This window comes from Ferdinandcohnia sp. FSL W7-1320 (genome assembly GCF_038050315.1).
In the GTDB taxonomy this organism is placed as follows: Bacteria; Bacillota; Bacilli; order Bacillales; family Bacillaceae_L; genus Ferdinandcohnia; species Ferdinandcohnia aciditolerans.
Genome location: NZ_JBBPAM010000001.1, coordinates 5,401,791 through 5,427,106, shown reverse-complemented (window position 1 = coordinate 5,427,106; position 25,316 = coordinate 5,401,791). Strand labels below are relative to the sequence as shown.

25 protein-coding genes and 1 riboswitch are annotated in these 25,316 nt (G+C 37.4%); of the genes, 22 read left to right on the top strand and 3 right to left on the bottom strand.

The annotated features are described in order from the left end of the window. The coding region (locus NST91_RS25865) for a DnaA N-terminal domain-containing protein (RefSeq protein WP_341333452.1) at positions 1–330 on the bottom strand (330 nt) is incomplete at its 3' end. A 1,223-nt stretch (positions 331–1,553) separates the two neighbouring features. Here NST91_RS25865 and rpmH point away from each other — a divergent pair. The 11 genes from rpmH (at position 1,554) to NST91_RS25810 (ending at position 12,306) form a co-directional block, all read left to right on the top strand. Next, positions 1,554–1,688: a 50S ribosomal protein L34 gene (gene rpmH / locus NST91_RS25860; RefSeq protein WP_057997955.1), complete on the top strand. Its 135-nt coding sequence runs from the start codon at positions 1,554–1,556 to the stop codon at positions 1,686–1,688. Between the two features lie 150 nt (positions 1,689–1,838). Next, a complete protein-coding gene (rnpA, locus tag NST91_RS25855; protein WP_099360698.1) occupies positions 1,839–2,186 on the top strand; it encodes a ribonuclease P protein component in 348 nt (115 codons plus the stop codon). 146 nt (positions 2,187–2,332) lie between these two features. Further along, complete coding sequence (gene spoIIIJ / locus NST91_RS25850) at positions 2,333–3,109, top strand: YidC family membrane integrase SpoIIIJ (RefSeq protein WP_121448209.1); 777 nt, start codon at positions 2,333–2,335, stop codon at positions 3,107–3,109. After that, positions 3,106–3,726: an RNA-binding cell elongation regulator Jag/EloR gene (jag, locus tag NST91_RS25845; RefSeq protein WP_341333451.1), complete on the top strand. Its 621-nt coding sequence runs from the start codon at positions 3,106–3,108 to the stop codon at positions 3,724–3,726. Before spoIIIJ ends, jag begins: the two co-directional genes overlap by 4 nt. Positions 3,727–4,052: 326 nt before the next feature. Further along, positions 4,053–5,429 carry a tRNA uridine-5-carboxymethylaminomethyl(34) synthesis GTPase MnmE gene (gene mnmE, locus NST91_RS25840; RefSeq protein ID WP_341333450.1) on the top strand — a complete coding sequence of 459 codons (1,377 nt, stop codon included), beginning with the start codon at positions 4,053–4,055 and terminating at the stop codon, positions 5,427–5,429. Between the two features lie 257 nt (positions 5,430–5,686). Continuing rightward, positions 5,687–7,570: a tRNA uridine-5-carboxymethylaminomethyl(34) synthesis enzyme MnmG gene (mnmG, locus tag NST91_RS25835; RefSeq protein WP_341333449.1), complete on the top strand. Its 1,884-nt coding sequence runs from the start codon at positions 5,687–5,689 to the stop codon at positions 7,568–7,570. Positions 7,571–7,585: 15 nt separating this feature from the next. Beyond that, on the top strand, positions 7,586–8,302 hold the full coding sequence (rsmG, locus tag NST91_RS25830) for a 16S rRNA (guanine(527)-N(7))-methyltransferase RsmG (protein ID WP_341333448.1): 717 nt from the start codon (positions 7,586–7,588) through the stop codon (positions 8,300–8,302). Positions 8,303–8,700: 398 nt separating this feature from the next. Beyond that, positions 8,701–9,609: a nucleoid occlusion protein gene (noc, locus tag NST91_RS25825; RefSeq protein WP_121448204.1), complete on the top strand. Its 909-nt coding sequence runs from the start codon at positions 8,701–8,703 to the stop codon at positions 9,607–9,609. A 247-nt stretch (positions 9,610–9,856) separates the two neighbouring features. Next, positions 9,857–10,618, top strand: a complete 762-nt coding sequence (locus NST91_RS25820) for a ParA family protein (protein ID WP_099360704.1) — start codon at positions 9,857–9,859, stop codon at positions 10,616–10,618. After that, positions 10,611–11,471: a ParB/RepB/Spo0J family partition protein gene (locus tag NST91_RS25815; protein ID WP_341333447.1), complete on the top strand. Its 861-nt coding sequence runs from the start codon at positions 10,611–10,613 to the stop codon at positions 11,469–11,471. The genes NST91_RS25820 and NST91_RS25815 overlap by 8 nt, the downstream gene beginning before the upstream one ends. A gap of 97 nt (positions 11,472–11,568) precedes the next feature. After that, positions 11,569–12,306 (top strand): DUF554 domain-containing protein, encoded by a 738-nt coding sequence (locus tag NST91_RS25810; RefSeq protein WP_341333446.1) that lies wholly within the window; start codon positions 11,569–11,571, stop codon positions 12,304–12,306. A 26-nt stretch (positions 12,307–12,332) separates the two neighbouring features. Here NST91_RS25810 and yyaC read toward each other — a convergent pair whose 3' ends face one another. Further along, positions 12,333–12,950 (bottom strand): spore protease YyaC, encoded by a 618-nt coding sequence (yyaC, locus tag NST91_RS25805; protein ID WP_341333445.1) that lies wholly within the window; start codon positions 12,948–12,950, stop codon positions 12,333–12,335. A 134-nt stretch (positions 12,951–13,084) separates the two neighbouring features. Between yyaC and NST91_RS25800 the strand changes: the two genes are divergently transcribed. The 7 genes from NST91_RS25800 to rpsR all read left to right on the top strand — a co-directional run bounded on the left by NST91_RS25800 (position 13,085) and on the right by rpsR (position 19,260). Further along, complete coding sequence (locus NST91_RS25800; RefSeq protein ID WP_341333444.1) at positions 13,085–14,104, top strand: YkvI family membrane protein; 1,020 nt, start codon at positions 13,085–13,087, stop codon at positions 14,102–14,104. A gap of 60 nt (positions 14,105–14,164) precedes the next feature. Then, a complete protein-coding gene (locus NST91_RS25795; protein WP_099351381.1) occupies positions 14,165–14,362 on the top strand; it encodes a DUF951 domain-containing protein in 198 nt (65 codons plus the stop codon). A gap of 129 nt (positions 14,363–14,491) precedes the next feature. After that, positions 14,492–16,492, top strand: coding sequence for a molybdopterin-dependent oxidoreductase (locus tag NST91_RS25790; RefSeq protein ID WP_341333443.1), 2,001 nt, complete (start codon positions 14,492–14,494; stop codon positions 16,490–16,492). Between the two features lie 114 nt (positions 16,493–16,606). Beyond that, positions 16,607–17,707: a redox-regulated ATPase YchF gene (ychF, locus tag NST91_RS25785; protein WP_121448198.1), complete on the top strand. Its 1,101-nt coding sequence runs from the start codon at positions 16,607–16,609 to the stop codon at positions 17,705–17,707. A 344-nt stretch (positions 17,708–18,051) separates the two neighbouring features. After that, positions 18,052–18,339, top strand: coding sequence for a 30S ribosomal protein S6 (gene rpsF, locus NST91_RS25780; RefSeq protein WP_341333442.1), 288 nt, complete (start codon positions 18,052–18,054; stop codon positions 18,337–18,339). A 53-nt stretch (positions 18,340–18,392) separates the two neighbouring features. Further along, positions 18,393–18,974 (top strand): single-stranded DNA-binding protein, encoded by a 582-nt coding sequence (gene ssb, locus NST91_RS25775; RefSeq protein ID WP_341333441.1) that lies wholly within the window; start codon positions 18,393–18,395, stop codon positions 18,972–18,974. Between the two features lie 46 nt (positions 18,975–19,020). Then, a complete protein-coding gene (gene rpsR, locus NST91_RS25770) occupies positions 19,021–19,260 on the top strand; it encodes a 30S ribosomal protein S18 (protein ID WP_010677416.1) in 240 nt (79 codons plus the stop codon). A 62-nt stretch (positions 19,261–19,322) separates the two neighbouring features. Here the strand turns inward: rpsR and thiT are convergent, their stop codons facing one another. Then, complete coding sequence (gene thiT, locus NST91_RS25765) at positions 19,323–19,904, bottom strand: energy-coupled thiamine transporter ThiT (RefSeq protein ID WP_341333440.1); 582 nt, start codon at positions 19,902–19,904, stop codon at positions 19,323–19,325. 73 nt (positions 19,905–19,977) lie between these two features. Further along, positions 19,978–20,079: riboswitch (TPP riboswitch) on the bottom strand. Positions 20,080–20,367: 288 nt separating this feature from the next. Between thiT and NST91_RS25760 the strand changes: the two genes are divergently transcribed. From NST91_RS25760 to dnaB, 4 genes are all read left to right on the top strand, one after another. Further along, complete coding sequence (locus NST91_RS25760) at positions 20,368–21,297, top strand: YybS family protein (protein WP_341333439.1); 930 nt, start codon at positions 20,368–20,370, stop codon at positions 21,295–21,297. Positions 21,298–21,324: 27 nt separating this feature from the next. Further along, complete coding sequence (locus tag NST91_RS25755; protein ID WP_341333438.1) at positions 21,325–23,298, top strand: DHH family phosphoesterase; 1,974 nt, start codon at positions 21,325–21,327, stop codon at positions 23,296–23,298. Further along, positions 23,295–23,741: a 50S ribosomal protein L9 gene (gene rplI / locus NST91_RS25750; protein ID WP_121448192.1), complete on the top strand. Its 447-nt coding sequence runs from the start codon at positions 23,295–23,297 to the stop codon at positions 23,739–23,741. Before NST91_RS25755 ends, rplI begins: the two co-directional genes overlap by 4 nt. 182 nt (positions 23,742–23,923) lie before the next feature. Further along, positions 23,924–25,288 (top strand): replicative DNA helicase, encoded by a 1,365-nt coding sequence (dnaB, locus tag NST91_RS25745; RefSeq protein ID WP_341333437.1) that lies wholly within the window; start codon positions 23,924–23,926, stop codon positions 25,286–25,288. Positions 25,289–25,316 lie beyond the last annotated feature (28 nt).

Below are 25,316 nucleotides of genomic sequence, written 5' to 3'. Positions count from 1 at the left end.
ATTTTGAGAGTTTTCAGCTGGTTCATCGTTTTTCGTAGCCTTTTTCTCAGGTGTTTTCAATTCGAATTCTTCATCTAGCTGATTTTGAGGAATAATAAATTTGATTCCGAGTTCTGCACCGGTTAGATCATATATTGTTTCAGCAATTAGATGCAGATATCTAGATTCTAGCCAATCTCTAGCAAACTCATTGGGAGCAGTAATAATAAGTGTATCGTTCTGTAGGGCATGGGCTTTTGTTGATTTCAGCCATGTCTCGAAGCTCGGCTTGCTTAATTTTTTCTCTATCTCTTGGAGCGCTTTTGCCCATAAATCTGCAATATTCTCCAACAATCTCCCTCCTTTGTTAGTTATTTTGTACCTACCAAGGTAATTAGACGATGTTACGTCTGAAATTTCTTCTACTAATTATGATTAATCGAATGTATAAAAATAAGTCTTTATGCAGTTATTTTTAATCAAATGGATATAAGTTTATAAATATACATACTTGGCTATTTGTGAATAACTATATAATATAGTAGAAAAACATCTTTTCGACATAATCCACTGACTGTGGACAAGTTATTATTCACAATGTGAAAAAATCTGTCCACATGATATCCACATTCTGTGGATAAAAGAAAATTGTTAATAACTTATTACGAGTGAAAACAAAACTATAATATCAAATAATTGCTAGATAATCAATGGTTTTTGAAAACTTATCCACAATATCTATACCTTGTGGAAAATATTTATCCACAACACAAGATGATGTGTAAAAGTTGTCGATAATTGTTGTGGATTAAAAAAACTGTCGAAAAAAGTTGTCCACAAGTAGAAAAGCGCAAGCGGCTTGCCAAGAAATGAGAAAATTGGAGGCTCCGACAAAGAGGCGTTCTTTGCCTCTGCCAGAGGAGATGAAATTTCTCGAGTTTCTGGCCGCTGGAACTGGATAAAATGAAAAGCTGAAACGCCTTGCTCAGAAATGAGGAAACTGGAGGCTTCGACAAAGAGGCGCTTTTTGCCTCTGTAGAAGGAGGTGAAGTTTCCCGAATTTCTAGCGTTGAAGCTGGACAAGTAGAAAAGCGCAAGCGGCTTGCCAAGAAATGAGAAAATTGGAAGCTCCGACAAAGAGGCTTACTTTGCCTCTACTAGAGGAGATGAAATTTCTCGAGTTTCTAGCCGCTGGAGCTGGACAAGTAGAAAAAGTGGAAGTGGCTTGCCTAGAAATGAAAAATTTGGACGACCAAAATTATCACATCCAGTGGTTAAGTTAGGACTAGTGCGTCAGAAGTTCTGTCTAAGAGGTACATTTTACCTATATAAGGAGGAAGTAATATTTCTCATGGAATTAGACCAATTAGAATTTGAGGGGGAGGGATTTTTAAAAGTGAGGAAATTAGCAAGTAGCAGCTCAAAATCATAATTCCCTTATTCTGAAGAAAAATAAACTATCCAAAATATAGTATTTCAAATAAGGTTGACATTTTTTATAGGTTTTCAATATAATTAGTAAGACTGTCTGATGTATAATTTGAGAGTTAATTCCTCAGGGAGGTGTCATATAAATGAAAAGAACATATCAACCAAGCAAGCGTAAGCACAGCAAAGTTCACGGTTTCCGTAGTCGTATGAGCTCAAAAAACGGACGTAAAGTTCTTGCTCGTCGTCGTCAAAAAGGAAGAAAAGTATTATCAGCATAGGCCACTGAAAGCTCAGTGGTCTTTTTTTCAATAAAAAGGTTTATTTCGATTTTTCTATTGCCCATACTATGGAAAGTGGAAACGACAACTAGACAGAGGGAATAGATCATAGAAATTGAACGTTGTTTCGTCGTACGGGAGTTGTAAAAGATGAAAAAAGAATACCGTATAAAAAAAAATCAAGATTTTCAAACGGTGTTTAAGTCGGGAAAATCTTCGGCTAATCGGCAATTTATCGTTTATGTTTATGAACGGGATGAGCTTGAACATTTTCGCATCGGCTTATCAGTGAGCAAAAAAATTGGAAACGCTGTTACTAGAAACAGAATTAAAAGATTAATTCGCCAATTCTTTCTTGAACACAAAGATCAAGTTCAAATCAAGGATTATGTGATCATTGCCAGGAAGCCGGTTGCTGAGATGAGTTATGCTGAAGTGGAGAAAAGCCTTCTTCATGTATTGAAGGTGGCAAAAGTATTAAAAAAAGTGCAAAAATAGAAGATTTTTTCAAAGGAAAGAAAGAAATTTTCATACAAAGATGTTAGAATACAAAGGAACATATCGATTTTTCTAAGAATGAATATGTTGAAAATAGAAGGCATACATATTTACCTTTAGATATTTAATACTAGGAGGAAAAGTAGTTGAAAAGGCGAATATTATTAATAAGTGCGCTAATAGGATTAGTTCTACTACTATCTGGGTGTACCCAGGTCAATGAACCGATTACCGCAGAAAGCACAGGGTTCTGGAACAAATATTTTGTTTATCCGCTATCCTGGCTTATTACTTATTTTGCAGAACTATTTGGAGAATCAAACTATGGTTTAGCCATTATTATTGTAACTCTTTTGATTCGTTTTGCATTATTACCATTAATGATTAAACAAACGAAAAGCTCGAAGGCAATGCAGGCTATACAACCTGAGCTTAAAGAACTTCGTGAAAAGTACAGCTCGAAGGACCAAGCTACTCAACAAAAGCTACAACAAGAAACAATGCAGCTATTCCAAAAGCATGGCGTCAATCCATTGGCTGGATGTTTCCCATTATTGATTCAAATGCCAATTTTAATTGGATTTTACCATGCGATTATGAGAACGAGAGAAATTGCTGAGCATAATTTCCTATGGTTTGATCTTGGAGAATCAGATCCATATTATATTCTTCCTATAGTTGCAGGTGTGACCACCTTTATTCAGCAAAAGATTACAATGATGGGGATGGAAAACAATCCGCAAATGGCAATGATGCTTTGGTTAATGCCAATTATGATTGTAATCTTTGCATTTCAATTCCCAGCAGCTTTAGCATTATACTGGGTTGTAGGTAATATCTTTATGATTGTTCAAACGATTTTAATTAAAGGTCCGGATATTAGAGCAGCTAAATCTGGAAATGCGGGAGGAGCCAAAAAGTGAAACAAGTAACTGCTACAGGGCAAACCGTCGATGAAGCAGTAGAATCAGCTTTAGCTCAACTTAACACAACAAGAGACCGCACCGACATACAAATCATCGATGAAGGTAAAAAAGGGATATTTGGAATTTTTGGAACGAAGCCAGCTGTTGTTAAAGTAACAGTAAAAGATGATCCAGTAGAAAAGGCACAGGAGTATTTGGAAAGTGTCGTTCAAACTATGGGGATACCAGCAAAATTGGATGTTACGCGGAATGGAAAGAATGTTACATTCCAACTATCTGGTGAAAAAATGGCGGTTCTTATCGGAAAAAGGGGACAAACTTTAAATTCGCTCCAATATTTGACACAATTGGTAGCAAATCGATTTTCCGATCAATATTTAAATATTATGGTGGATGCTGAAAACTATCGAGGGCGTCGTGAAGAAACCTTGATTCAATTAGCGGAGAGACTTGCAGATAAAGTAAGTCGCACGAAGCAAGATGTGAAGTTGGAACCAATGCCTTCTTATGAAAGAAAAGTCATTCACACAACTCTTGCAAATCATAAAAAGGTTAAGACATCATCAAGTGGATCTGATCCAAATCGACATATTGTGATTTCACCAGTAGAGTAATATAAAAAGAAGCCTAGGCGATTGCCTAGGTTTTTTTTGTGCAATCTTACAGGAAGAAGGAAGTAGGATTCATCAAAATGCCACCTGTTATAGAACAGGAATAAAGGTAATTTATTGCGTTTAAGAGCATTCTCTATTATTGTTATTCACATGTGGATAAGATAAAATGGAGTATGGTTTTTGTTTTGGGAAAACTAGGATTTGTTATCCTTGTGGATAAATAGGTAATACTAGTAAAAAAGTGAATGATAAAAGTTATTCACAGGTTTAAAAAAGTCATGTTAAAAAGAAGCATTTGGAATGTTGATATAAAGAAGGTGAAGAAAATGGAGTTTGATACAATAGCAGCAATTTCAACTCCAATGGGAGAAGGAGCAATTGCGATTGTTCGATTAAGCGGGGATGAAGCAATTGATATTGCAAACCGAGTATTTAAAGGGAAGAATCTAAAAGAGGTCGATTCACATACCATTCATTATGGACATATCGTTGATCCAGATACAAACCAGGTTGTTGAGGAAGTAATGCTTACCTTGATGAGGGGACCAAAGACTTTCACAAGAGAGGATGTAATTGAAATTAACTGCCATGGGGGACTTGTATCGGTTAATCGGGTCTTGCAACTTGTACTTACGAATGGAGCGAGACTAGCTGAGCCAGGAGAGTTTACAAAGCGTGCGTTCTTAAATGGACGTATTGACCTTTCTCAGGCAGAGGCAGTCATGGATTTGATCCGAGCGAAGACTGACCGCGCAATGAATGTTGCAATTGGTCAAATGGAAGGGAGATTATCGACCCTCATTAACCAATTACGTCAGGAATTACTTGAAACATTAGCCCATATTGAAGTTAATATCGATTACCCTGAATATGATGATGTTGAGGAAATGACGCATCACGTCTTGCTGAAAAAAGCGAAACATGTGCGCGATGAAATTATAAAGTTATTAGAAACCTCCAACCAAGGAAAAATTTTACGAGAAGGCTTATCTACTGTTATTATAGGTAGGCCGAATGTAGGGAAGTCATCATTATTAAATAGTCTTGTTCATGAAAACAAGGCCATTGTTACCGATATACCTGGCACAACTCGTGATGTAATTGAGGAATACGTAAATGTTCGAGGTGTTCCACTACGTCTTGTTGATACAGCTGGAATCCGTGAAACAGAGGATATTGTTGAACGGATTGGTGTAGAGCGTTCCCGAGAGGTACTGAAAAAAGCTGATCTAATATTACTTGTTTTAAACTATGGAGAAGAGCTTACAGAAGAGGACGAGCGTTTATTTGAGGCTATTTCAGGTATGGAAACAATAGTGATCGTCAATAAAACAGACCTTCCACAAAAAATTAATATGGAGAAGGTTAAGGAACTTGTTAAAGACAATCCAGTCGTAACAACCTCTTTACTTGAAGAAAAAGGGGTAGATGCTTTAGAAAAAGCTATTTCATCATTGTTTTTTACTGGAACTGTTGAAGCAAATGATTTAACATATGTTTCTAACTCCCGCCATATTGCTTTGCTAACACAAGCGAAAAAGTCAATTGAGGATGCCATCTCAGGGACAGAATCGGATCTACCAATTGATATGGTTCAAATTGATTTAACAAGAACCTGGGAGCTGTTAGGGGAAATTATTGGAGATGCTGTTCATGAAAGTCTAATTAATCAGCTATTCTCACAATTTTGTTTAGGCAAATAGAAAATAAATTAGAGTTCAAAAGGACGTTGAAAAGGACCAAAGAGTTCGAGGCGACGCAGTTTTGAGTAGCCGAGCGAGGCAACTCCTTGAGTTAACATCCTTCCAGCCTTGCGCCGAGGGATTGACTTCAAGAATAAACGAGTAGACGCAAGCGCATAACCCAGATATTCAACATTTTCTCGGAGCAATTTTTGAAGAAATTCGATGTGTCACTTTTAGCCGACTTTTTGAACATCCTTAAAGAGGAGGAAATTAAATTGAGCTATGATGCCGGATATTACGATGTCGTCGTGATCGGTGCTGGTCATGCAGGATGTGAAGCAGGCTTAGCTTCAGCGCGATTAGGTGCAAAAACACTTGTTTTAACAATCAACCTAGATATGGTTGCGTTTATGCCATGTAATCCCTCTATAGGTGGACCTGCAAAAGGGACGGTTGTCCGTGAAATTGATGCCTTGGGCGGAGAAATGGCGAAAAATATCGATAAAACTCATATTCAGATGAGAATGCTTAACACTGGAAAAGGTCCTGCAGTGCGTGCGTTACGTGCTCAGGCAGACAAGTTTTCTTATCAGCATGAAATGAAAAAAACATTAGAAAATGAACAGAATTTAACTCTTGTTCAAGGGATGGTTGAACGTTTAATTGTTGAGGATGACGTATGTAAAGGTGTTGTTACCAATACGGGTGCAGAATATCGTGCAAATACAGTTGTCATTACAACAGGTACATTTTTACGGGGTGAAATCATCCTTGGTGAATTAAAGTATTCAAGTGGCCCAAATAACCAGCAACCGTCTATTAAGTTATCAGAGCATCTTGAGGAGTTAGGTTTTAATTTAGTTCGTTTTAAAACGGGAACACCGCCAAGGGTAAATAGTCATACGATTGATTATAGTAAAACAGAAATTCAACCTGGTGATGAAACACCAAGAGCATTTTCTTATGAAACGACTAAATACATCACCGATCAGCTTCCATGCTGGTTAACATATACAAGTGAAGAAACACATCAGATTATTGATGCTAACCTGCATCGTTCACCCATGTATTCTGGCATGATTAAAGGTACAGGACCACGTTATTGTCCTTCGATTGAGGATAAAGTTGTTCGTTTCCATGATAAGCCTAGACATCAAATCTTCCTTGAGCCAGAAGGTAGAAATACTCAGGAAGTCTATGTACAGGGACTATCTACAAGCTTACCTGAGGATGTTCAACATCGTTTAATCGCATCTGTCCCAGGACTTGAAAATGCACAAATGATGAGACCAGGATATGCGATTGAATACGATGCAATTGTACCTACACAACTATGGCCAACACTAGAAACAAAAAAAATTAAAAACCTCTATACTGCAGGTCAAATAAATGGAACCTCTGGATATGAGGAAGCTGCAGCACAAGGAATCATGGCCGGTATTAATGCAGGGCGCCGTGCTCTTGGCAAAGATGAAGTTATTTTAAGTCGTTCAGATGCCTATATTGGCGTACTTATTGATGATTTAGTAACAAAAGGCACTGCTGAGCCTTATCGTTTATTAACTTCTCGTGCCGAATATCGTTTACTTCTTCGTCATGACAATGCAGATTTGCGATTGACGGATCTAGGTCATGAGATTGGCTTAATTCCTGAAGAAAGATTCCAATTGTTCCTGAATAAAAAGACAGCTATTCAACAAGAGATGGAGCGTCTCCAAGGGGTTAGAATTAAACCAACCGACGAAGTACAAGAATTAATCCGCTCTGTTGGTGGAAGTGAACTAAAGGATGGAATTTTAGCAAGTGATTTGCTAAAACGTCCAGAAATGACATATGATCATATACGCAAATTGGCTCCAAGCGAGCAAGAGATTCACCCTGATGTTGCGGAACAAATTGAAATTCAAATCAAGTATGAAGGGTATATTCAAAAATCCTTGCAGCAAGTTGACAAACTTAAACGAATGGAAGATAAGAAAATTCCAGAAAACATTGATTATGATGCAATCTCTGGCTTAGCTAATGAAGCGAGAGCAAATTTAAAGGAAGTACACCCTCTATCTATTGCTCAAGCTTCAAGGATTTCAGGTGTAAATCCTGCTGATATTTCCATTTTACTCGTATATCTTGAGCAAGGAAAAATTGCTCGCGTAAATTAACTAGGAGAGAAAGAAATGGACACTTCATTATTTACAACTATGTTGGAAGAGAAGGGGATATCCCTTTCTCCAACCCAACTTAAACAGTTTGAAACGTATTACAAATTGTTAGTGGAATGGAATGAAAAAATGAACCTTACGGCGATTACAGATAAGCCAGAGGTGTATTTAAAACATTTTTTTGATTCTGTTTCTGCCGCATTTTATTTTGATTTTTCCAAAGAAGCTTCAATCTGTGATGTCGGAGCGGGTGCTGGATTTCCAAGCATCCCACTTAAAATTTGCTTTCCGCATCTAAAAATTTCAATAGTGGATTCACTACAAAAGCGAATAACGTTTCTAGAGGAGCTTTCGAAGGCATTACAGCTAGAAAATATGACATTCTATCACGATCGTGCTGAAACCTTTGGGCAGAAGCAAGATATTAGAGAGACTTTTGATATTGTGATGGCAAGAGCAGTTGCTAGAATGTCTGTGTTAAGTGAACTATGCTTGCCTCTTGTGAAAGTAGATGGGACATTTATTGCGATGAAAGCAGCTTCTGTTGCAGAGGAACTAGAGGATGGCAAGAAAGCCATCACAACACTAGGTGGTCAAGTAAGAGATGTACATCACTTTTTATTACCTATTGAAAAAAGTGACCGAAATATTGTGATTATCGATAAGAAAAAACCAACACCAAAAAAATACCCACGTAAACCGGGAACACCAAATCGTTCACCAATTAAATAATCTATTGGTGAACCTTTTTTTACATTGTAAATTTGTTTCAACATGAATTAGTAGAAAGATAGTAAGATTTTTGCAGAATCCGTGTTATAATAGAAGGAATGAGAGAGAAAATAGAGAATTATTAACTTTATTCAGCAGAATACTCTACTTATCTAAGTGTGGAATGTATGTACGGTATAACGTTTACGTGAGGCGTTCAATCATTGGCTAAATAAAGTTAAGCCTCCGGCGTATGTCACGATTTTACATTGGGAATTTTTCGAGCAGAAAGATTAAAGACTAAGAGAGCCATATCTTGTGGCAATGTCTTTATGACCCACCGCGTGTGGGCCTAAAAATCTGGCGCAAATACGCCAAGGCGCATTTGATTAGTGGGAGTTCTAAGGGGTGGTGGAATTATGAGGCATCCATTTTCACGATTATTTAGCATCGGTGAAAAAGATGACAAACAACAAACGAATCAAGAACAGGTGGTAGAAACACAACTACAAGATTCAATAGAAGATGAAGAAGAAACACACCTGAATGAAGAAGTTCGACAAATTCCGATAAATGAAATTGTTCCAAACCGATATCAACCAAGAACTGTTTTTGCAGAGGATAAGATTAGAGAACTAGCATTAACCATACGTACTCATGGGATTATTCAACCAATTGTTGTTCGACAATTTGCTGATAATCAGTATGAAATCATCGCTGGTGAGCGACGTTGGAGAGCCGTCCAAACGCTAGAATGGGAGACTATTCCAGCCATTATAAAGGAGTTCAATGATGCAGAAACTGCATCCGTTGCATTGATCGAGAACTTGCAACGTGAGGAACTATCAGCCATTGAAGAAGCGTATGCTTATGCTAGATTAATAGAATTACATAATCTTACACAGGAAGCGTTAGCTCAACGATTAGGGAAAGGTCAATCAACAATCGCTAATAAGTTGCGTTTATTAAAGTTGCCTGAAGAAGTCCAACAGGTACTCATGCAGAAGAAGCTTACAGAGCGGCATGCGAGAGCTTTGATTCCTCTCAAGGATCCAGAAAAGCAAATTAAGCTTATGCATGATATTATTGAAAAAGAGCTGAATGTAAAGCAAACAGAGGACCGTGTCGATAAAATCCTTGAATTAGAAAAGGAGAAGAAGCGACCAAAGCCAAAATTTAAAGCAGTAAGCCGTGATATGAGAATTGCGATGAACACGATTCGTCAATCATTAACCATGGTTGAAGAGAGTGGTGTCTCTTTAAATACTGAAGAAGAAGAATTCGACGACTTTTATCAATTTACAATCCGAATTCCTAAAAATAAATAGATTGTGTTCTTTCCTTGCCTAAACAGGTGAGGAATTTTTTTAGTTCTATGAGACTATTTTCAGTGGAAACGATTAAAATACATTCTATTTGTCATAGGAAATGTTTCACGTGAAACATTTTTGACTGTTTTTTTGTCAAAAAAAGATAAACCATATCATTTTTTCGTGATAGAATAGAAAAAGTGATACTATTATAAAGACCTCACTTTGTGAAAAAATAGTAGGATAGTAGAAAGTAGGTGACATCGTGGGGAAAATCATCTCAATTGCTAACCAAAAGGGTGGAGTAGGTAAAACAACTACTTCTGTTAACCTTAGTGCTTGCTTAGCCTATGTGGGTAAGCGGGTTTTACTTGTTGATATTGACCCTCAAGGGAATGCAACAAGTGGCTGCGGCATAGAAAAGGCGAATATAGATCAGTGCATTTATGATGTACTTGTTGATGATGTTGAGGCAAAAAATGTAACGGTTCCAACGACAGTTGAAAACTTATATATGATTCCGGCAACAATCCAATTGGCTGGTGCCGAAATTGAACTAGTGCCAACGATTTCTCGCGAAGTTCGTCTAAAAAGAGCATTAGAAGAAGTGCAAGATCAATATGACTATATTATTATAGACTGTCCACCATCATTAGGATTGTTAACATTAAATGCATTAACAGCTTCAGATACTGTGATCATTCCAGTTCAATGTGAGTATTACGCACTTGAAGGACTTAGTCAGCTATTAAATACAATCCGCCTGGTTCAGAAACACCTCAATAAAGAATTAATGATTGATGGAGTTCTTTTGACCATGTTAGATGCAAGAACTAATTTAGGTATTCAGGTCATTGAAGAAGTGAAAAAGTATTTTCAAGATAAAGTATATAAAACGATTATTCCTAGAAACATCCGTTTAAGTGAAGCTCCAAGTCATGGGGAACCAATTATCATCTACGATCCGAAGTCTAGAGGTGCTGAAGTATACTTAGATCTTGCAAAGGAAGTGATTGTGAATGGCTAAAGGGTTAGGTAAAGGTATCAATGCTTTATTTTCCACCTCGATGGAAGTGGGGAATGAAGAGGTTGTACAAGAAGTTAAAGTAACTCAATTACGTACGAATCCATATCAACCAAGAAAAACATTTGCGCCTGAGGCAATTACTGAATTAAAAGAGTCAATTCTTACACATGGGATATTACAACCTATTATTGTTCGAAAAACCATTAAAGGATTTGAAATTGTGGCCGGCGAAAGACGTTTCCGTGCTGCAAAAGAAGCAAAATTTAATACAGTTCCTGTTGTTGTTCGTGAGTTAAATGAGCAACAAATGATGGAAATTGCATTACTTGAAAATTTACAACGTGAGGATTTAACACCAATTGAAGAGGCTTTTGCTTACCAATCCTTACTTGATCATTTAAAAATTACTCAAGAGCAGCTTGCGAAAAGATTAGGAAAAAGCAGACCGCATATTGCGAATCACCTTCGTCTTCTATCTCTTCCAAAACATGTCCAAGATTTAATTTCTGAAGGAAGATTATCTATGGGACATGGACGCACATTACTAGGACTGAAAAAGAAAGAAAAGTTAAATGCAGTTGTTGAAAAAGTGATTGCAGAGGAGCTTAATGTTCGTCAATTAGAAGCCTTGATTAGCGAAATTAATCAAAATGTTCCACGTGAAACACCTAAACCGCCAAAAAAGGAAAAAGATATCTTTATCAAAGAACAAGAATCTTTCCTTCGTGAGCGATTTGGTACATCTGTTTCGATTAAACAAAGCAAGAAAAAAGGAAAAATTGAAATCGAATTCTTCTCGAATGAAGACCTTGAAAGAATTCTTGAATTGCTAGATTCACCAAAAATCTCATAGGGCTTTTAGCAAACCTGCACGTCTTGTTTTATTGATTATATAACTGGACTGTGCAGCGTTTTTTTATTATATAAAAAGGAAATAGGGGAAATGGAAATTGGTTTTATTAGGGACGGTAGTAAACGGACTGTGTATAATTGTTGGAACCTTATTAGGAAAGGTATTGCACCGGATTCCAGATAAAATAAAAGCAACTGTAATGCAAGCGATTGGACTTGCTGTTTGTTTGTTAGGTATCCAAATGGGACTAAAGAGTGAGCAATTTCTAATTGTCATCTTTAGTTTAGTGTTTGGCGGTATTCTTGGCGAATGGTGGGGACTAGAAGATAAATTAAATCAATTAGGAGCCTGGATTGAAAAGAAGGTAGGTTCATCCTCTGATGAGGGTACGATTGCAAAAGGTTTTGTAACAGCTACCTTAATATTTGTCATTGGTGCAATGGCCATCATTGGCGCACTTGACAGTGGATTGCGCCATGACCATCGTGTCCTTTATACAAAGTCAATCATAGATGGATTTACTAGTTTAATATTATCAACAACTTTAGGGATTGGTGTATTATTCTCTGCAGTTCCTGTTATTCTGTATCAAGGTGCAATTGCACTATTTGCTACACAAATTGATAAATTTATTCCGACCGAAGTGATGGATGCGTTTATTGTCGAAATGACGGGTACGGGTGGCTTAATGATTGTCGCAATTGGTACCAATTTGATAGGAATTACCAATATCCGTGTTGCAAATCTATTACCTGGTATTCTTGTTGTAGCTATCCTCGTAACAGTAGTGTATTATTGGAATTCAATTTTGTTCTTTGCACAAGGTCTATTTTAAACCTCTTCATAACAGAAGAGGTTTTTTTATAAGGAAAATCGATCTTTTTCAACATTCCCCAGCTCAACTTTCCGCAGAAACTGAAACTCAGCCTTGTAAATACCACTTGCAATTGTATTTGCGATTTTCATAACTAAACTTAATCTTGTGTTTTGAAGGACAAAAAACTCCATAAATCCACTTACATTTACAATCCCAGTAATATGCATGTTGCCAATAGGGGTTAATTCCTTATTAACGCCTGCTCCTGGCTTGATTGGACCGTCTCCGATGGTTATGGCTCCCACGTTCTTCAATCTTCCTAAACAGGCATCTATGCCAATAATAAATGGGTTTGCATACTTCATTTTGATTTCCTCAATTTTCTCTTGAAGATTAACTGCATGAATAGGTTCGTCCAATGTGCCATATACATGAAAGTGGGACAATCTTTTTTCGGTAATCTTCGTGCCAATTAAAGGTCCAAGGCAGTCGCCAGTAGAACGGTCTGTACCGATGCAAAAAATAACAATTGGTTGATTAGCAGTATGTGGGAGCATAGAAGTGATTTTTAAGGCAATTTGATGGTCAGCTGATTCTTGGTCATGTGGAATTCGAAATGGTTCATTTTTTAGATGGTCAAATAATTTGTATCTAAGATTCATAGGCTTTTCACCCCTTTTTAACTGTAGTAACAGTATACGGAGAAATCTTATATTCTATACGTCTGAACAAAAAAGATTCTTAGATTTGTATTATGAGCATTTTTTAGTAGATAGAGGAATTATGGAGGGATCATATGTTTAGGGCAGGGTTTCGGTGGATGTTTCTTATTTTGGGAACCGCAATTGGTGCGGGATATGCATCAGGGAGGGAGATTTGGCAGTTTTATGGAGAACAAAGTGCCTTAGCGATCATTTTTTTTACATTCATTTTTATTATTTGTAGTTATATTATTATGAAGATCAGTTATGAAAAAAAAGCCGAGCATTTTGTTCCTGTATTAAAAGAACTAGTGGGAGAAAAGGTTTCACATGTGTATGATGTGATTACGATTTTATACTTATTTTCTACAACGGTTGTGATGTTAGCGGGTGGAGGAGCTACATTAGAGTTATTTACGATTCCTTTTTGGTGGGGAATTCTGATTTTTGGTTTCCTGTTGGTACTGGTCTTTTTGTGGAATATCAATGGCTTGATCTCAATAAATATGGCTATTATACCTGCCTTAATAATCTTTTTAACAACGGTTTTGTTTATTTTTTTGTCAGCTAATGGAAAGGAATTTTCCTTTATTTTGCATGAGCAAGGAAATTGGCCGTCCGCATTTACATTTACAGCATTAAACATATTACCGCTTGTTGCTGTACTTGGTGCAATTGGTAAAGAAATGAAGTCAAAAGGGGAAGCATGGGTTGCGAGTATTGGAAGTGGTCTGTTTTTAGGATTTATCACCTTTGTTTACAATGAGGCACTTATTGAAGTGGCTCAAGAAATCATGCTTTATGAGATTCCATTATTTATCATCATGAAAAATTTCCCGTATGTAGCAGTATTTATCATGTCCATTCTATTATTTGGAGCAATATTTACAACTGCAGCGTCGGGATTACTAGGATTATCCACACGTTTTAAAGACTATTTAAAAATGCCTTTGTGGATGATTTCCATTCTATTGATTTTACTGATGGTACCCTTTACGACTTTTGGCTTTTCTACGCTCGTTTCAATTTTATACCCATTATATGGTATTGCAAATTTATACTTATTGGCCGTCATTTTGCTATATCCAATTGTAAATCGCTACAATTTAAAATGATTTCCTGTTACAATACAACATATAAAGATTCTTCATATAAAAGAATAAAGGGTGGGTGTCGTGGTAGACAAAGACTATGGATTACATGATATTGTAGAAATGAAGAAACCTCATCCATGTGGAACAAATAAATGGAAGATTATTCGATTAGGAATGGATATTCGAATCAAATGTGAAGGCTGCGAACATAGTGTACTCATTCCTCGAAAAGAGTTTGGCCGAAAACTAAAAAAGATTCTTGTGAAGCATGAGGATTAAGCCTCGTGCTTTATTTTTTCGGGTTTTCTTTTAAGCGGAAATAATTTCTATAGAATGTTAGTTGCTGTGATTTATAATAGAGGATACGAAGTTTTGGTAGGTTTGCTACATGTGTAGGGAGTGAGGAGAATGGCTACATTTAAATCTGCATGTCCTTTAAATTGTTGGGACAGTTGTGGTTTTGTTGTTGAAGTGGAAAACGGTAAAGTTGTAAAAATAGATGGAGATAAAGATCATCCAATTACAAAGGGCAAAATTTGCGGCAGAGGACGTATGCTGGAAACACGAACAAACTCTGATGATCGCATTCTTTACCCATTGAAAAAGGTAGATGGAGAGTTTCAAAGAATTACATGGGAACAAGCATTAACAGAAATCTCAGAGAAGCTTTTAATAGTAAGGCAAAAATATGGTTCTACGGCTGTTCTGCACAGTCATGACTATGCAAACGGTGGCCTTTTAACTAAAATACCAGATCGTTTTTTTAATTGTTATGGTGGTGCCACTGATCTAATCGGTAGCATTTGCTGGGGATCAGGTATTGAAGCACAAAATTGGGATTTTGGAAATTCAGCAAGTCATGCACCTGATGATATATACAATAGTAAAAATGTAATCATTTGGGGAAGAAATGTGGCACGCACGAATATGCATCTCTTTGGTTATTTACAAGAGGTAAAAAAGAAGGGCACTAACATAATTGTTATTGATCCCATATACAATGGAACGGCAAAGATAGCTAATTCCTATATCTCAATTACTCCAGGTATGGATGGTTTGTTAGCGATTGGTATTATGAAGGAATTAATTCGTTTAGACTTACAGGATAAAGAGTTTATTGAAAAGTATACTTTGGGATTCAGTGATTTATTGGCTACTATTGAATCAATTTCAATGAACGAAATTGAGGAAGTAACAAATGTTCCACGTGAAACAATTACAAGTTTAGCTAACATATATAGTAATGGGCCAACGGCAACCTATATGGGGTTAGGAATGCAGCGGTACGCAAATGGTGGAAATACCATTCGTCTAATTGATGCATTAGTAGCAGTCAGTGGTAATGTAGGCATCCCAGGTGGTGGAGCTAATTTTGGAAATACGCAAGTTGGCCAAAGTTTTGATAGTGTGGCTTTAACTCTACCAGAAAGAAAGAAACATTCGAGATCTTTCGTTATGAGCGAGCAAGCGGAAAGGATTCTAACTGCTTCAGAACCACCAATAAAAATGATTATGGTATCAAGTGGAAACCCATTAACTCAGGTTCCAAATACAAATAGGGTACTAGAAGCCTTCCAATCAGTAGATACTTTAGTTGTATTAGAGCAGTTTATGACTGATACGGCGAGGTTAGCCGATTATGTACTTCCTTCAGCTACTGTGTTTGAGGAAGAGGATATTTATTATTCATCCATGTACCATCATTTTGTTAATTATGGGCCTAAATTAGTCGAAGCTCGTGGAGAGGCAAAGTCTGATGTTTGGATTTGGTCTGAATTAGCTAAAAGGTTAGGGTTTGGTGAAGATTTTAATTATACAAGAAAAGAATTTATAAAAATGGGAGTAGGTTCTTTACAAGAGAAGGGTATATCCTTTGAGGAAATCAAGGAAAAAAGTCACGTACCATTGCCTGTACAGCTTGTACCCTGGAATGATTTTCATTTTTCAACTCCATCTGGAAAATTTGAATTCACATCATCATTAGGAGAGATGAAAGGGTATGATGGACGTATAAAAATATCATATCCAAGAGAATCGACATTTTCTAATCAAGAGTTAGGTGAAAAATACCCATACTCACTATTAACGATTCATCCTTTACGTTCAAACCATTCACAAAATTATCCTTTGATTGAAGGATTACAAACAATAAAAGTTGAGGTTTCTAAGGATATTGCTGAACAGAAAAATCTTGAATCGAATGATAAGGTAAGGGTATTTAATGACCGTGGTGAAATTACAGGGAAAGTGCAAATATTAAAAGAGTCATCTCCAAAGATTATTTGTATTGATGAAGGACAATGGCATATCTTTGGTGGTAGTGTCAATAATCTCACATCACATGAAGTTTCTGATAACGGGCTTGGCAGTACATTATATGATTGCCTTGTTGGAATTGAAAAACTTTAGAATGGTGGATTTATACAAAAGCCGTTTCTAGCTGAAACGGCTTGTATTTTTTATAAGGAAAACCTATAATTGTTGAAGGCTAGTATGTTTCGGATAAGAGGAGTGGAAAAATCAATGGCGTTAACAGCAGGTATCGTTGGTCTTCCTAACGTTGGAAAATCAACTCTTTTTAATGCAATTACACAAGCAGGTGCGGAATCAGCGAACTATCCGTTCTGTACAATTGACCCAAATGTGGGGATTGTTGAGGTTCCAGATGAGCGTTTAAATAAATTAACTGAATTAGTACAACCTAAAAAAACTGTACCAACAACCTTTGAATTTACTGATATTGCAGGGATTGTAAAAGGTGCCAGCAAAGGGGAAGGTCTTGGTAATAAGTTTTTATCACATATTCGCCAAGTAGATGCGATTTGTCATGTGGTACGCTGTTTTGCAGATGATAATATCACTCACGTAGCAGGTAAGGTAGATCCAATTGCTGATATTGAAACAATTAATTTAGAATTGATTTTAGCAGACCTTGAGTCAGTAGATAAGCGAATTGACCGTGTTGGAAAGCTTGCTAAGCAAAAGGACAAGGATGCAGTTGCTGAGCATGAGGTTCTTGTACAGTTAAAAGAAGCATTTGAAAATGAGCAGCCAGCTCGTGCAGTTGAATTTACTGAAGAGCAAATGAAATATGTAAAGGGAATGCACTTACTAACAAGTAAACCAGTTTTATACGTTGCGAACGTTGGCGAAGATGATGTAGCAGATCCTTCTTCAAATGAATATGTTCAATTAGTACGTGAGTTTGCTCAAAAGGACAATGCGGAAGTTATTGTTGTTTGTGCAAAAATCGAGTCAGAAATTGTGGAGCTTGAAGGGGAAGAAAAGGAAATGTTCCTTGAAGAGCTAGGAATAGAAGAATCTGGTCTTGATCAATTGATTCGAGCTGCGTATCACTTATTAGGACTAGCTACGTATTTTACTGCAGGTGTACAAGAGGTAAGAGCGTGGACATTTAGAAAAGGAATGAAGGCTCCACAATGTGCTGGTATCATTCACTCTGATTTTGAGAGAGGATTTATCCGCGCTGAGACGGTATCGTATGAAGATCTTCTTGCAGGTGGTTCTATGAATGCTGCTCGTGAGGCAGGGAAGGTTCGCCTTGAAGGTAAAGAGTATGTTGTACAAGATGGGGATGTCATTCATTTCCGATTTAATGTATAAGTTATTTGACTGGAATTCAGCCACAGGACGATGATATGTCGTTTTGTGGCTGTTTTGTTAAGGTAACAGGTGATTATTAGCTCAATCGTGAGAAACTTTTTGAGTTCCTCACGCCTTTCAGCTTTGGCTGAAAGGTGACAAAAATAAATAAAAGGGGCAGAGTAAGCTAACTTACTCAAGCCCTTTTTATTTATTTTTTCAATTGAGCTAATAATCCGTTGTTGAAACAGTTCTTGCCTACGATTTTTTTATGTGCTATAATATTTTTCTGTGAGTAATTGAAATAATTGCTCCTTGCCCTTTTTAGGTAAAAGGGCCGTTAGTCCAAAAGGAGGTGTAACGTGATGAGAAAATACGAAGTTATGTATATCATCCGTCCAAACATTGATGATGAAGCGAAAAAGGCTTTAGTTGAGCGTTTTAATGGCGTTTTAACTGACAATGGTGCGGAGATTACAAACGTAAAAGAATGGGGTAAGCGCCGTTTAGCATATGAAATCAATGATTTCCGCGATGGTTACTACATGATTCTTAACGTAATGTCAAACGCTGAAGCAGTAAACGAATTCGATCGTTTAGCGAAGATCAACGAAGACATTATCCGTCATATCGTTGTTAAAGAAGAAGCATAAGAATTTATTAGAGTATAGGCTCTGTTTGAATATCCTGTTAGGAGATGGTTCTGATGATGAATCGCGTAGTTCTTGTAGGGAGACTTACAAAAGACCCTGAATTACGATATACACCAAGTGGAGTTGCGGTAGCAACCTTCACGCTCGCAGTGAATCGAGCATTTACGAATCAGTCAGGTGAACGTGAAGCTGACTTCATTAATTGCGTTGTATGGCGCCGACCAGCTGAGAATGTTGCAAACTTCTTGAAGAAGGGCAGCTTAGCAGGCGTTGATGGTCGTCTTCAAACAAGAAATTATGAAGGCCAGGATGGCAAACGCGTATATGTTACTGAGGTTGTAGCAGAAAGTGTTCAATTCCTTGAACCAAGAAATGCAAATGACCAACAGCGTAGCGGTGGAGGTAACTTTGGCGGTGGCTATGGCGGTAATCAAGGCAGCTATGGTGGCAATCAAGGTGGTTTTGGCGGTAACCAAGGTAACCAAGGTAACCAAGGCCAAGGCCAAGGCGGCTATTCTCCATTTGGACAGAATCAGAACCCAAATCAAAACCAAGGACCTACAAGAGTAGACCAAGATCCATTTGCAAATGATGGACAACCTATCGATATTTCAGATGATGATCTTCCATTCTAACTTGTAAGTCAATCATATAATCAACACTTAAAAGGAGGGAAAATCAATGGCAGGCGGACGTAAAGGTGGACGTGCAAAGCGTCGTAAAGTGTGTTACTTCACAGCTAATGGAATTACACACATCGATTATAAAGAAGTAGATTTACTTAAAAAATTCGTTTCTGAACGTGGTAAAATTTTACCTCGTCGTGTAACAGGTACAAGCGCAAAATACCAACGTAAATTAACAGTTGCTATTAAACGTGCTCGTCAAATGGCATTATTACCATATGTATCTGGTGAATAATAAAGAAAAGCGATGATCGCCTAATGCGGTCATCGCTTTTTTGTTGTTTATTTAGAGAACGATTAGAATCGTTTCTGTACTTCCTGTTTAAGTACGAAGAAACGGGGTGAAGAAAGAATCAATAAGGTCATGATAATGGAACAGAAGATGAATGCACCTAAAAAAGTGATACCGTTAGCTGTAAGAGAAAACCATACTGCTTCAAAGCCTTTTAGTTGTTCAGCGAAGAATACAAAACCTGATACGAAATGCCAAAAGTAGCGAGCAAGGCTTCCAATGAAAATGGCACTAATGATTAAAGCTAATGATTTACCTTTGTTACCAGTTCGTAAGCTTTCTTGAACGCCGTTTCTAAATAAACCAGCAAACCCAATGAAAGAAAAAGCTAAGAAATAATCGATGGCTCCTTGAACTGGATGGATAATCCAGGGATCAAAGATCACTTGCAGAAGTCCCCATAAAAAACCGGAAAGGAAACCAATTTTAAGTCCCCATCTAAGTGCGACAATGAATATAGGGATCATTGCGAATGATATAGAGATGGAAGGACCAATTTTTATTGATGGCACAAACATATCTAGAGCTAGCGCTAATACGGCAAAAATCGCCGCTTCAATCATGGACTGTAACCTAGTATTTCTCATAAAAAAACCCCCTTGAAGTGTGTAATGAACAAAACGCACCCCAAAGGAGAACAACTTTAATAAAAGGATAAGTTCTCATAAATCTCCACATTCCTACGCTAGCATTAACTAACAGGTTCGAAGGGTCTGAACTTTTAACGTTCACTCTCAGCAAATTGCTCCCCTTGTGGTTACGTTTATTAATTAATTACTATCATAATAGAAATTAGGGAAAAGTAAAACAAAAAGTTTCGTCACAGTGGAACTTCAACTAAAGACTGCCGTGTTCTATGTCAAAGCCGAAGTCAACAAATCCAATGGAAGTACAAAAGTTGAAGACTTCCTAGTAAATCTTTAAAATAGAAAGTGGTTATAAAACAGGCACTTTTTTTGATGTCAAGTTCCATACGCCATTGGCTTGAGGGGTCCAAGCGCCAGGCACTTTTCTTCAGAAGGTGTGTTGCAAATAAGTTGAGGTGAAAAGGTGAAAAATACAAAATTATTAACAGAAGGTGCCATGCTTTTAGCAGTATACAGTGTACTGTTACTTGTCAGTCTATATCTCCCGCTACTTGGAACGGTACTTTCATTCCTTTTGCCCATTCCATTTATTCTGTTTACAGTGAAGTATAAAGTAAAGCAGTCATTGTTATTTTTACTTATCGCTTTTTTCCTCTCAGGACTATTAGGTTCTGTAATGGGGATTATTCTTACGATAATGTTTGGTGTTACAGGGATTTTATTGGGTGAAATGATCAACAGAGGAAGAAGTGGAATCGAACTTTTCTTAGGCGCATGTTTGTCCTACTTGTTTTCCATTGTGCTGATGTTTGTCACGGTTAACCTTGTTTTACAAGTGAATGTTACTGAAGTGCTTAAAGAAAGTACACAAGAATCTTTTGCCATGGCTGAGAGTATAATGAGGGCAACAGGGGGAGAAATGAATACAGAAGCCATTAAACAGCTAGAAGAGTCAGTAGAAATGATGCAATACATGATTCCAAGTATGTTTGTTTTTCTTGCGATGTTTTTGGCTTTTATAACAGTTGTGGCCATTAAACCAATTCTGGTAAGGCTTCGGGTAAAAATAAATCCTTTCCCGCCATTTCGTGAGATTAATTTTCCAAAGAGTGTCTTATGGTATTACTTATTGATTTTACTTTTGAGCTTTGTTGAGATGGAAAAGGGTACATTTGGATATACTGCCTTTTTAAATTTCTTTTTTATTATGCAGTTGCTAATGGTCATTCAAGGCTTGTCATTTATTTATTATTACTGTTATCAAAAAAGAATTCCAAAGGTCGTACCGATCGTTCTAACGATCTTAACACCAATTCTCCTTTATATTATTCGAATCTTAGGTATAATTGACTTAGGATTCCAACTGCGAAATCGAATTAGTAAAAAGAAGTAAAACAAAGCTTTAGGAGCTGAAAATTACATGCCAGACTTTTACAAAAGAAAGTTGTTTCGCTATCCCTTATATGCATTACTTGTTATCACAAGTATTTTTAGTGCAATTCTCGTTTATTTTCAGTGGGTGATTGGGTTAGCAAGTTTTCTGCTCCTTGGATTAATTACGTACTATTTGTACAAAGCAAATTCACTTCTAAAAAAAGAAATGGAGCATTATATCTCAACCCTATCCTATCGCTTAAAGAAGGTTGGCGAAGAAGCGTTAATGGAAATGCCGATTGGGATTTTGCTATATAATGATGAGTTTCAAGTTGAATGGGCCAATGCTTACTTATCAAATTGCCTTGACGCAGATACGTTAGTGGGGAGATCACTATATGATGTTGAGGAATTAATTGTTCCTTTAATTCAGCAAGAGGTCGAGAGTGAGACAATTACATTAAATGAGCAGAAATTTAAGGTAATCATTAAGAGGGAAGAACGATTACTTTATTTCTTCGATGTCACTGAACAAATGGAAATTGTGCAATTGTATGAAGCTGAGCGTACAGTGCTAGGGATCATCTTTTTAGACAACTATGATGAAGTTACTCAAGGAATGGATGACCAACGGAAGAGTTCTTTAAATAGTCAGGTTACGTCAATCCTTAATGAATGGGCAAATGAACATGGTGTGTTTTTAAAGCGAACCTCATCTGAGCGTTTCATTGCGGTGTTAAATGAAGAAATATTATCCAATCTTGAAAAAACAAAGTTTACGATTCTGGATGATGTTAGGGAAAATACAGCAAGGGATAGCGTAGCACTAACTCTAAGTATAGGAATCGGAATTGGAGTCCCAACCCTTCCTGAGCTAGGAGTTTCAGCACAATCCAGCTTGGACCTTGCACTGGGACGTGGTGGTGACCAAGTTGCGATTAAGCTTCCAAACGGTAAGGTTAAATTCTATGGGGGCAAAACAAATCCAATGGAAAAACGCACTAGAGTCCGCGCACGCGTTATTTCACATGCTCTAAAGGAAATTGTCTCGGATAGCGATAAAGTCATCATCATGGGCCATAAATACCCTGATATGGATGCTGTAGGTGCCTCCATTGGGATATTGAAAGTAGCACAAATGAATCATAAAGAAGGATATATTGTATTAAATCCGAATGAAATTGATTCAGGTGTTGGGCGTTTACTTGAAGAAGTAAAGGAAAATACGGAATTATGGTCATACTTTATTACGCCAGAGCAGGCACTTGAAATTGCTTCAAACGACACACTGCTTGTTGTAGTAGATACCCATAAACCATCACTTGTAATTGAGGAAAAGCTGGTATCAAAAATTGATAAAGTGGTTGTTATTGACCATCATCGCCGTGGAGAGGAATTTATTCAATCACCATTACTCGTTTATATGGAACCATATGCATCATCGACAGCCGAGTTGGTGACGGAACTTCTTGAATATCAACCTAAGAAGAAAAAAATTAATATGCTTGAGGCGACAGCTTTACTAGCTGGGATCATTGTTGATACAAAGAGTTTTACGCTTCGCACGGGTTCAAGAACATTTGATGCAGCATCCTATCTTCGTGCACAAGGAGCAGATACCATTCTTGTTCAGAAATTCCTTAAAGAAAATATGGACCATTTTAAAAAGCGATCGAGATTAATTGAGTCAGCATTTATTTATAAAAAAGGAATTGCGATTGCAAAAGGAACACAAAATGAGACCTATGACCAAGTGATGATTGCACAAGCGGCTGATACATTACTGACAATGAATGATGTCGTTGCCTCATTTGTTATTTCCGTCCGACATGACTTAAGAGTGGGAATCAGTGCACGTTCATTGGGTGACGTCAATGTGCAACTGATTATGGAAAGTTTAGGCGGTGGCGGCCATCTTACAAATGCTGCAACACAGATAGAGGATACAACAATAGAAGAAGCAGAAGAACAGCTACTATTAGTAATAGATGAGTATTTAGAGGGAGGAACCAAGAAATGAAGGTTATTTTCTTAAAGGATGTAAAAGGTAAAGGGAAAAAAGGGGAAGTGAAGAATGTATCTGATGGATATGCTCACAATTTCCTGTTCAAGCAAAATCTTGCGATTGAGGCAACACCAGCGAATATGAAATCATTAGAAGCTAAGAAAAATAAAGAATCAAAAGAAGCAGCTGAGGAACTTGCCCAGTCAAAACAGCTAAAGGAAAAAATTGAAGCATTAACCGTTGAGCTTCAAGCAAAAGCGGGTGAGGGTGGTCGTTTATTTGGCTCTGTAACAAGTAAGCAAATTGCAGATGAGCTCGCGAAAAAACATGGTATTAAAATTGATAAGCGTAAATTTGACCTTCCTGATGGAATTAGAGCATTAGGTTATACCAATGTTTCTGTAAAATTGCATCAAGAAGTAACAGCAACAGTTAAGGTACATGTCAAAGAACAGTAATTTCCATTGAAACTGAATAGGGAAAACAGATAGAATGAAGAATGTGGTTTTGTTACATACAAGATCACATTTTTTATTTACAGGATTGTTAATAAAGCTTTTCCATTGGAATTAAATAAAAGAGAAGTATAATAGATAGATAGATAGACATAAAAAAGTTATGTAAAGGGAGTGGAGAATAGTTGAGTGACATTTTTGCTGATCGTATTCCTCCGCAAAATATAGAGGCTGAGCAAGCTGTTTTAGGTGCTATTTTCCTAGAACCAAGCTCATTAACTCTTGCTTCAGAAGTGTTGATTCCAGAAGACTTTTATCGGACAGCACACCAGAAGATTTTTGACGCGATGCTGGTTCTCTCAGATAAAGGTGAACCAGTAGACTTAGTAACGGTTACTTCCGAGTTAGCGGATGCGAAAATTTTAGATGAAATAGGTGGCGTTTCGTACTTAAGTGAGTTGGCGAGTTCCGTACCAACAGCCGGGAATATTGAATACTACGCGAAGATTATTGAAGAAAAGTCAATACTCCGCAGATTGATACGCACAGCAACAACGATTGCTACAGATGGCTATTCCCGAGAAGACGAGGTCGATGCACTTTTAGGTGAGGCCGAAAAAAATATAATGGAAGTCGCGAACCGTAAAAATGCGGGTGCTTTCCAAAATATTAAGGACGTTCTCGTTCAGACCTATGATAATATTGAAACTCTTCATAATCGTGTTGGAGATATTACCGGTATTCCTACCGGGTTTACAGAGTTGGACAAGATGACAGCCGGATTCCAGCGAAATGATTTAATAATCGTAGCAGCCCGTCCATCTGTTGGTAAGACAGCATTTGCTCTTAACATTGCGCAAAACGTAGCAACTAAGACTGATGAAAATGTCGCTATCTTTAGTCTAGAGATGGGTGCTGAGCAGCTTGTAATGAGGATGCTTTGCGCAGAGGGTAACATTAATGCACAAAATCTACGTACAGGTTCCTTAACACCGGAAGATTGGAGTAAGTTAACCATGGCAATGGGGAGCTTATCCAACTCAGGAATTTATATTGATGATACTCCTGGTATTCGTGTGAATGATATTCGTTCAAAATGTCGCAGACTTAAGCAGGAAAGTGGATTAGGGATGATTCTTATCGATTACCTACAGTTGATCCAAGGTAATGGAAGAAGCGGCGAAAACCGTCAGCAAGAGGTATCTGAAATCTCGCGTTCTTTAAAAGCCTTAGCCCGTGAATTAAAGGTTCCTGTTATTGCCTTATCACAGTTATCCCGTGGGGTAGAGCAAAGACAGGACAAGCGTCCAATGATGTCTGATATTCGTGAATCAGGGAGTATCGAGCAGGATGCCGATATTGTTGCGTTCTTATACCGTGATGATTACTATGATAAAGAGTCAGAGAATAAGAATATTATTGAGATCATTATTGCTAAACAACGTAACGGCCCGGTTGGAACAGTTTCGTTGGCATTCGTTAAAGAATATAATAAATTCGTCAATCTGGAACGAAGGTTTGATGATGCCAATATGCCACCAGGTGCGTAGTAAAATGGTTAAAACGTTCCTGAGTACA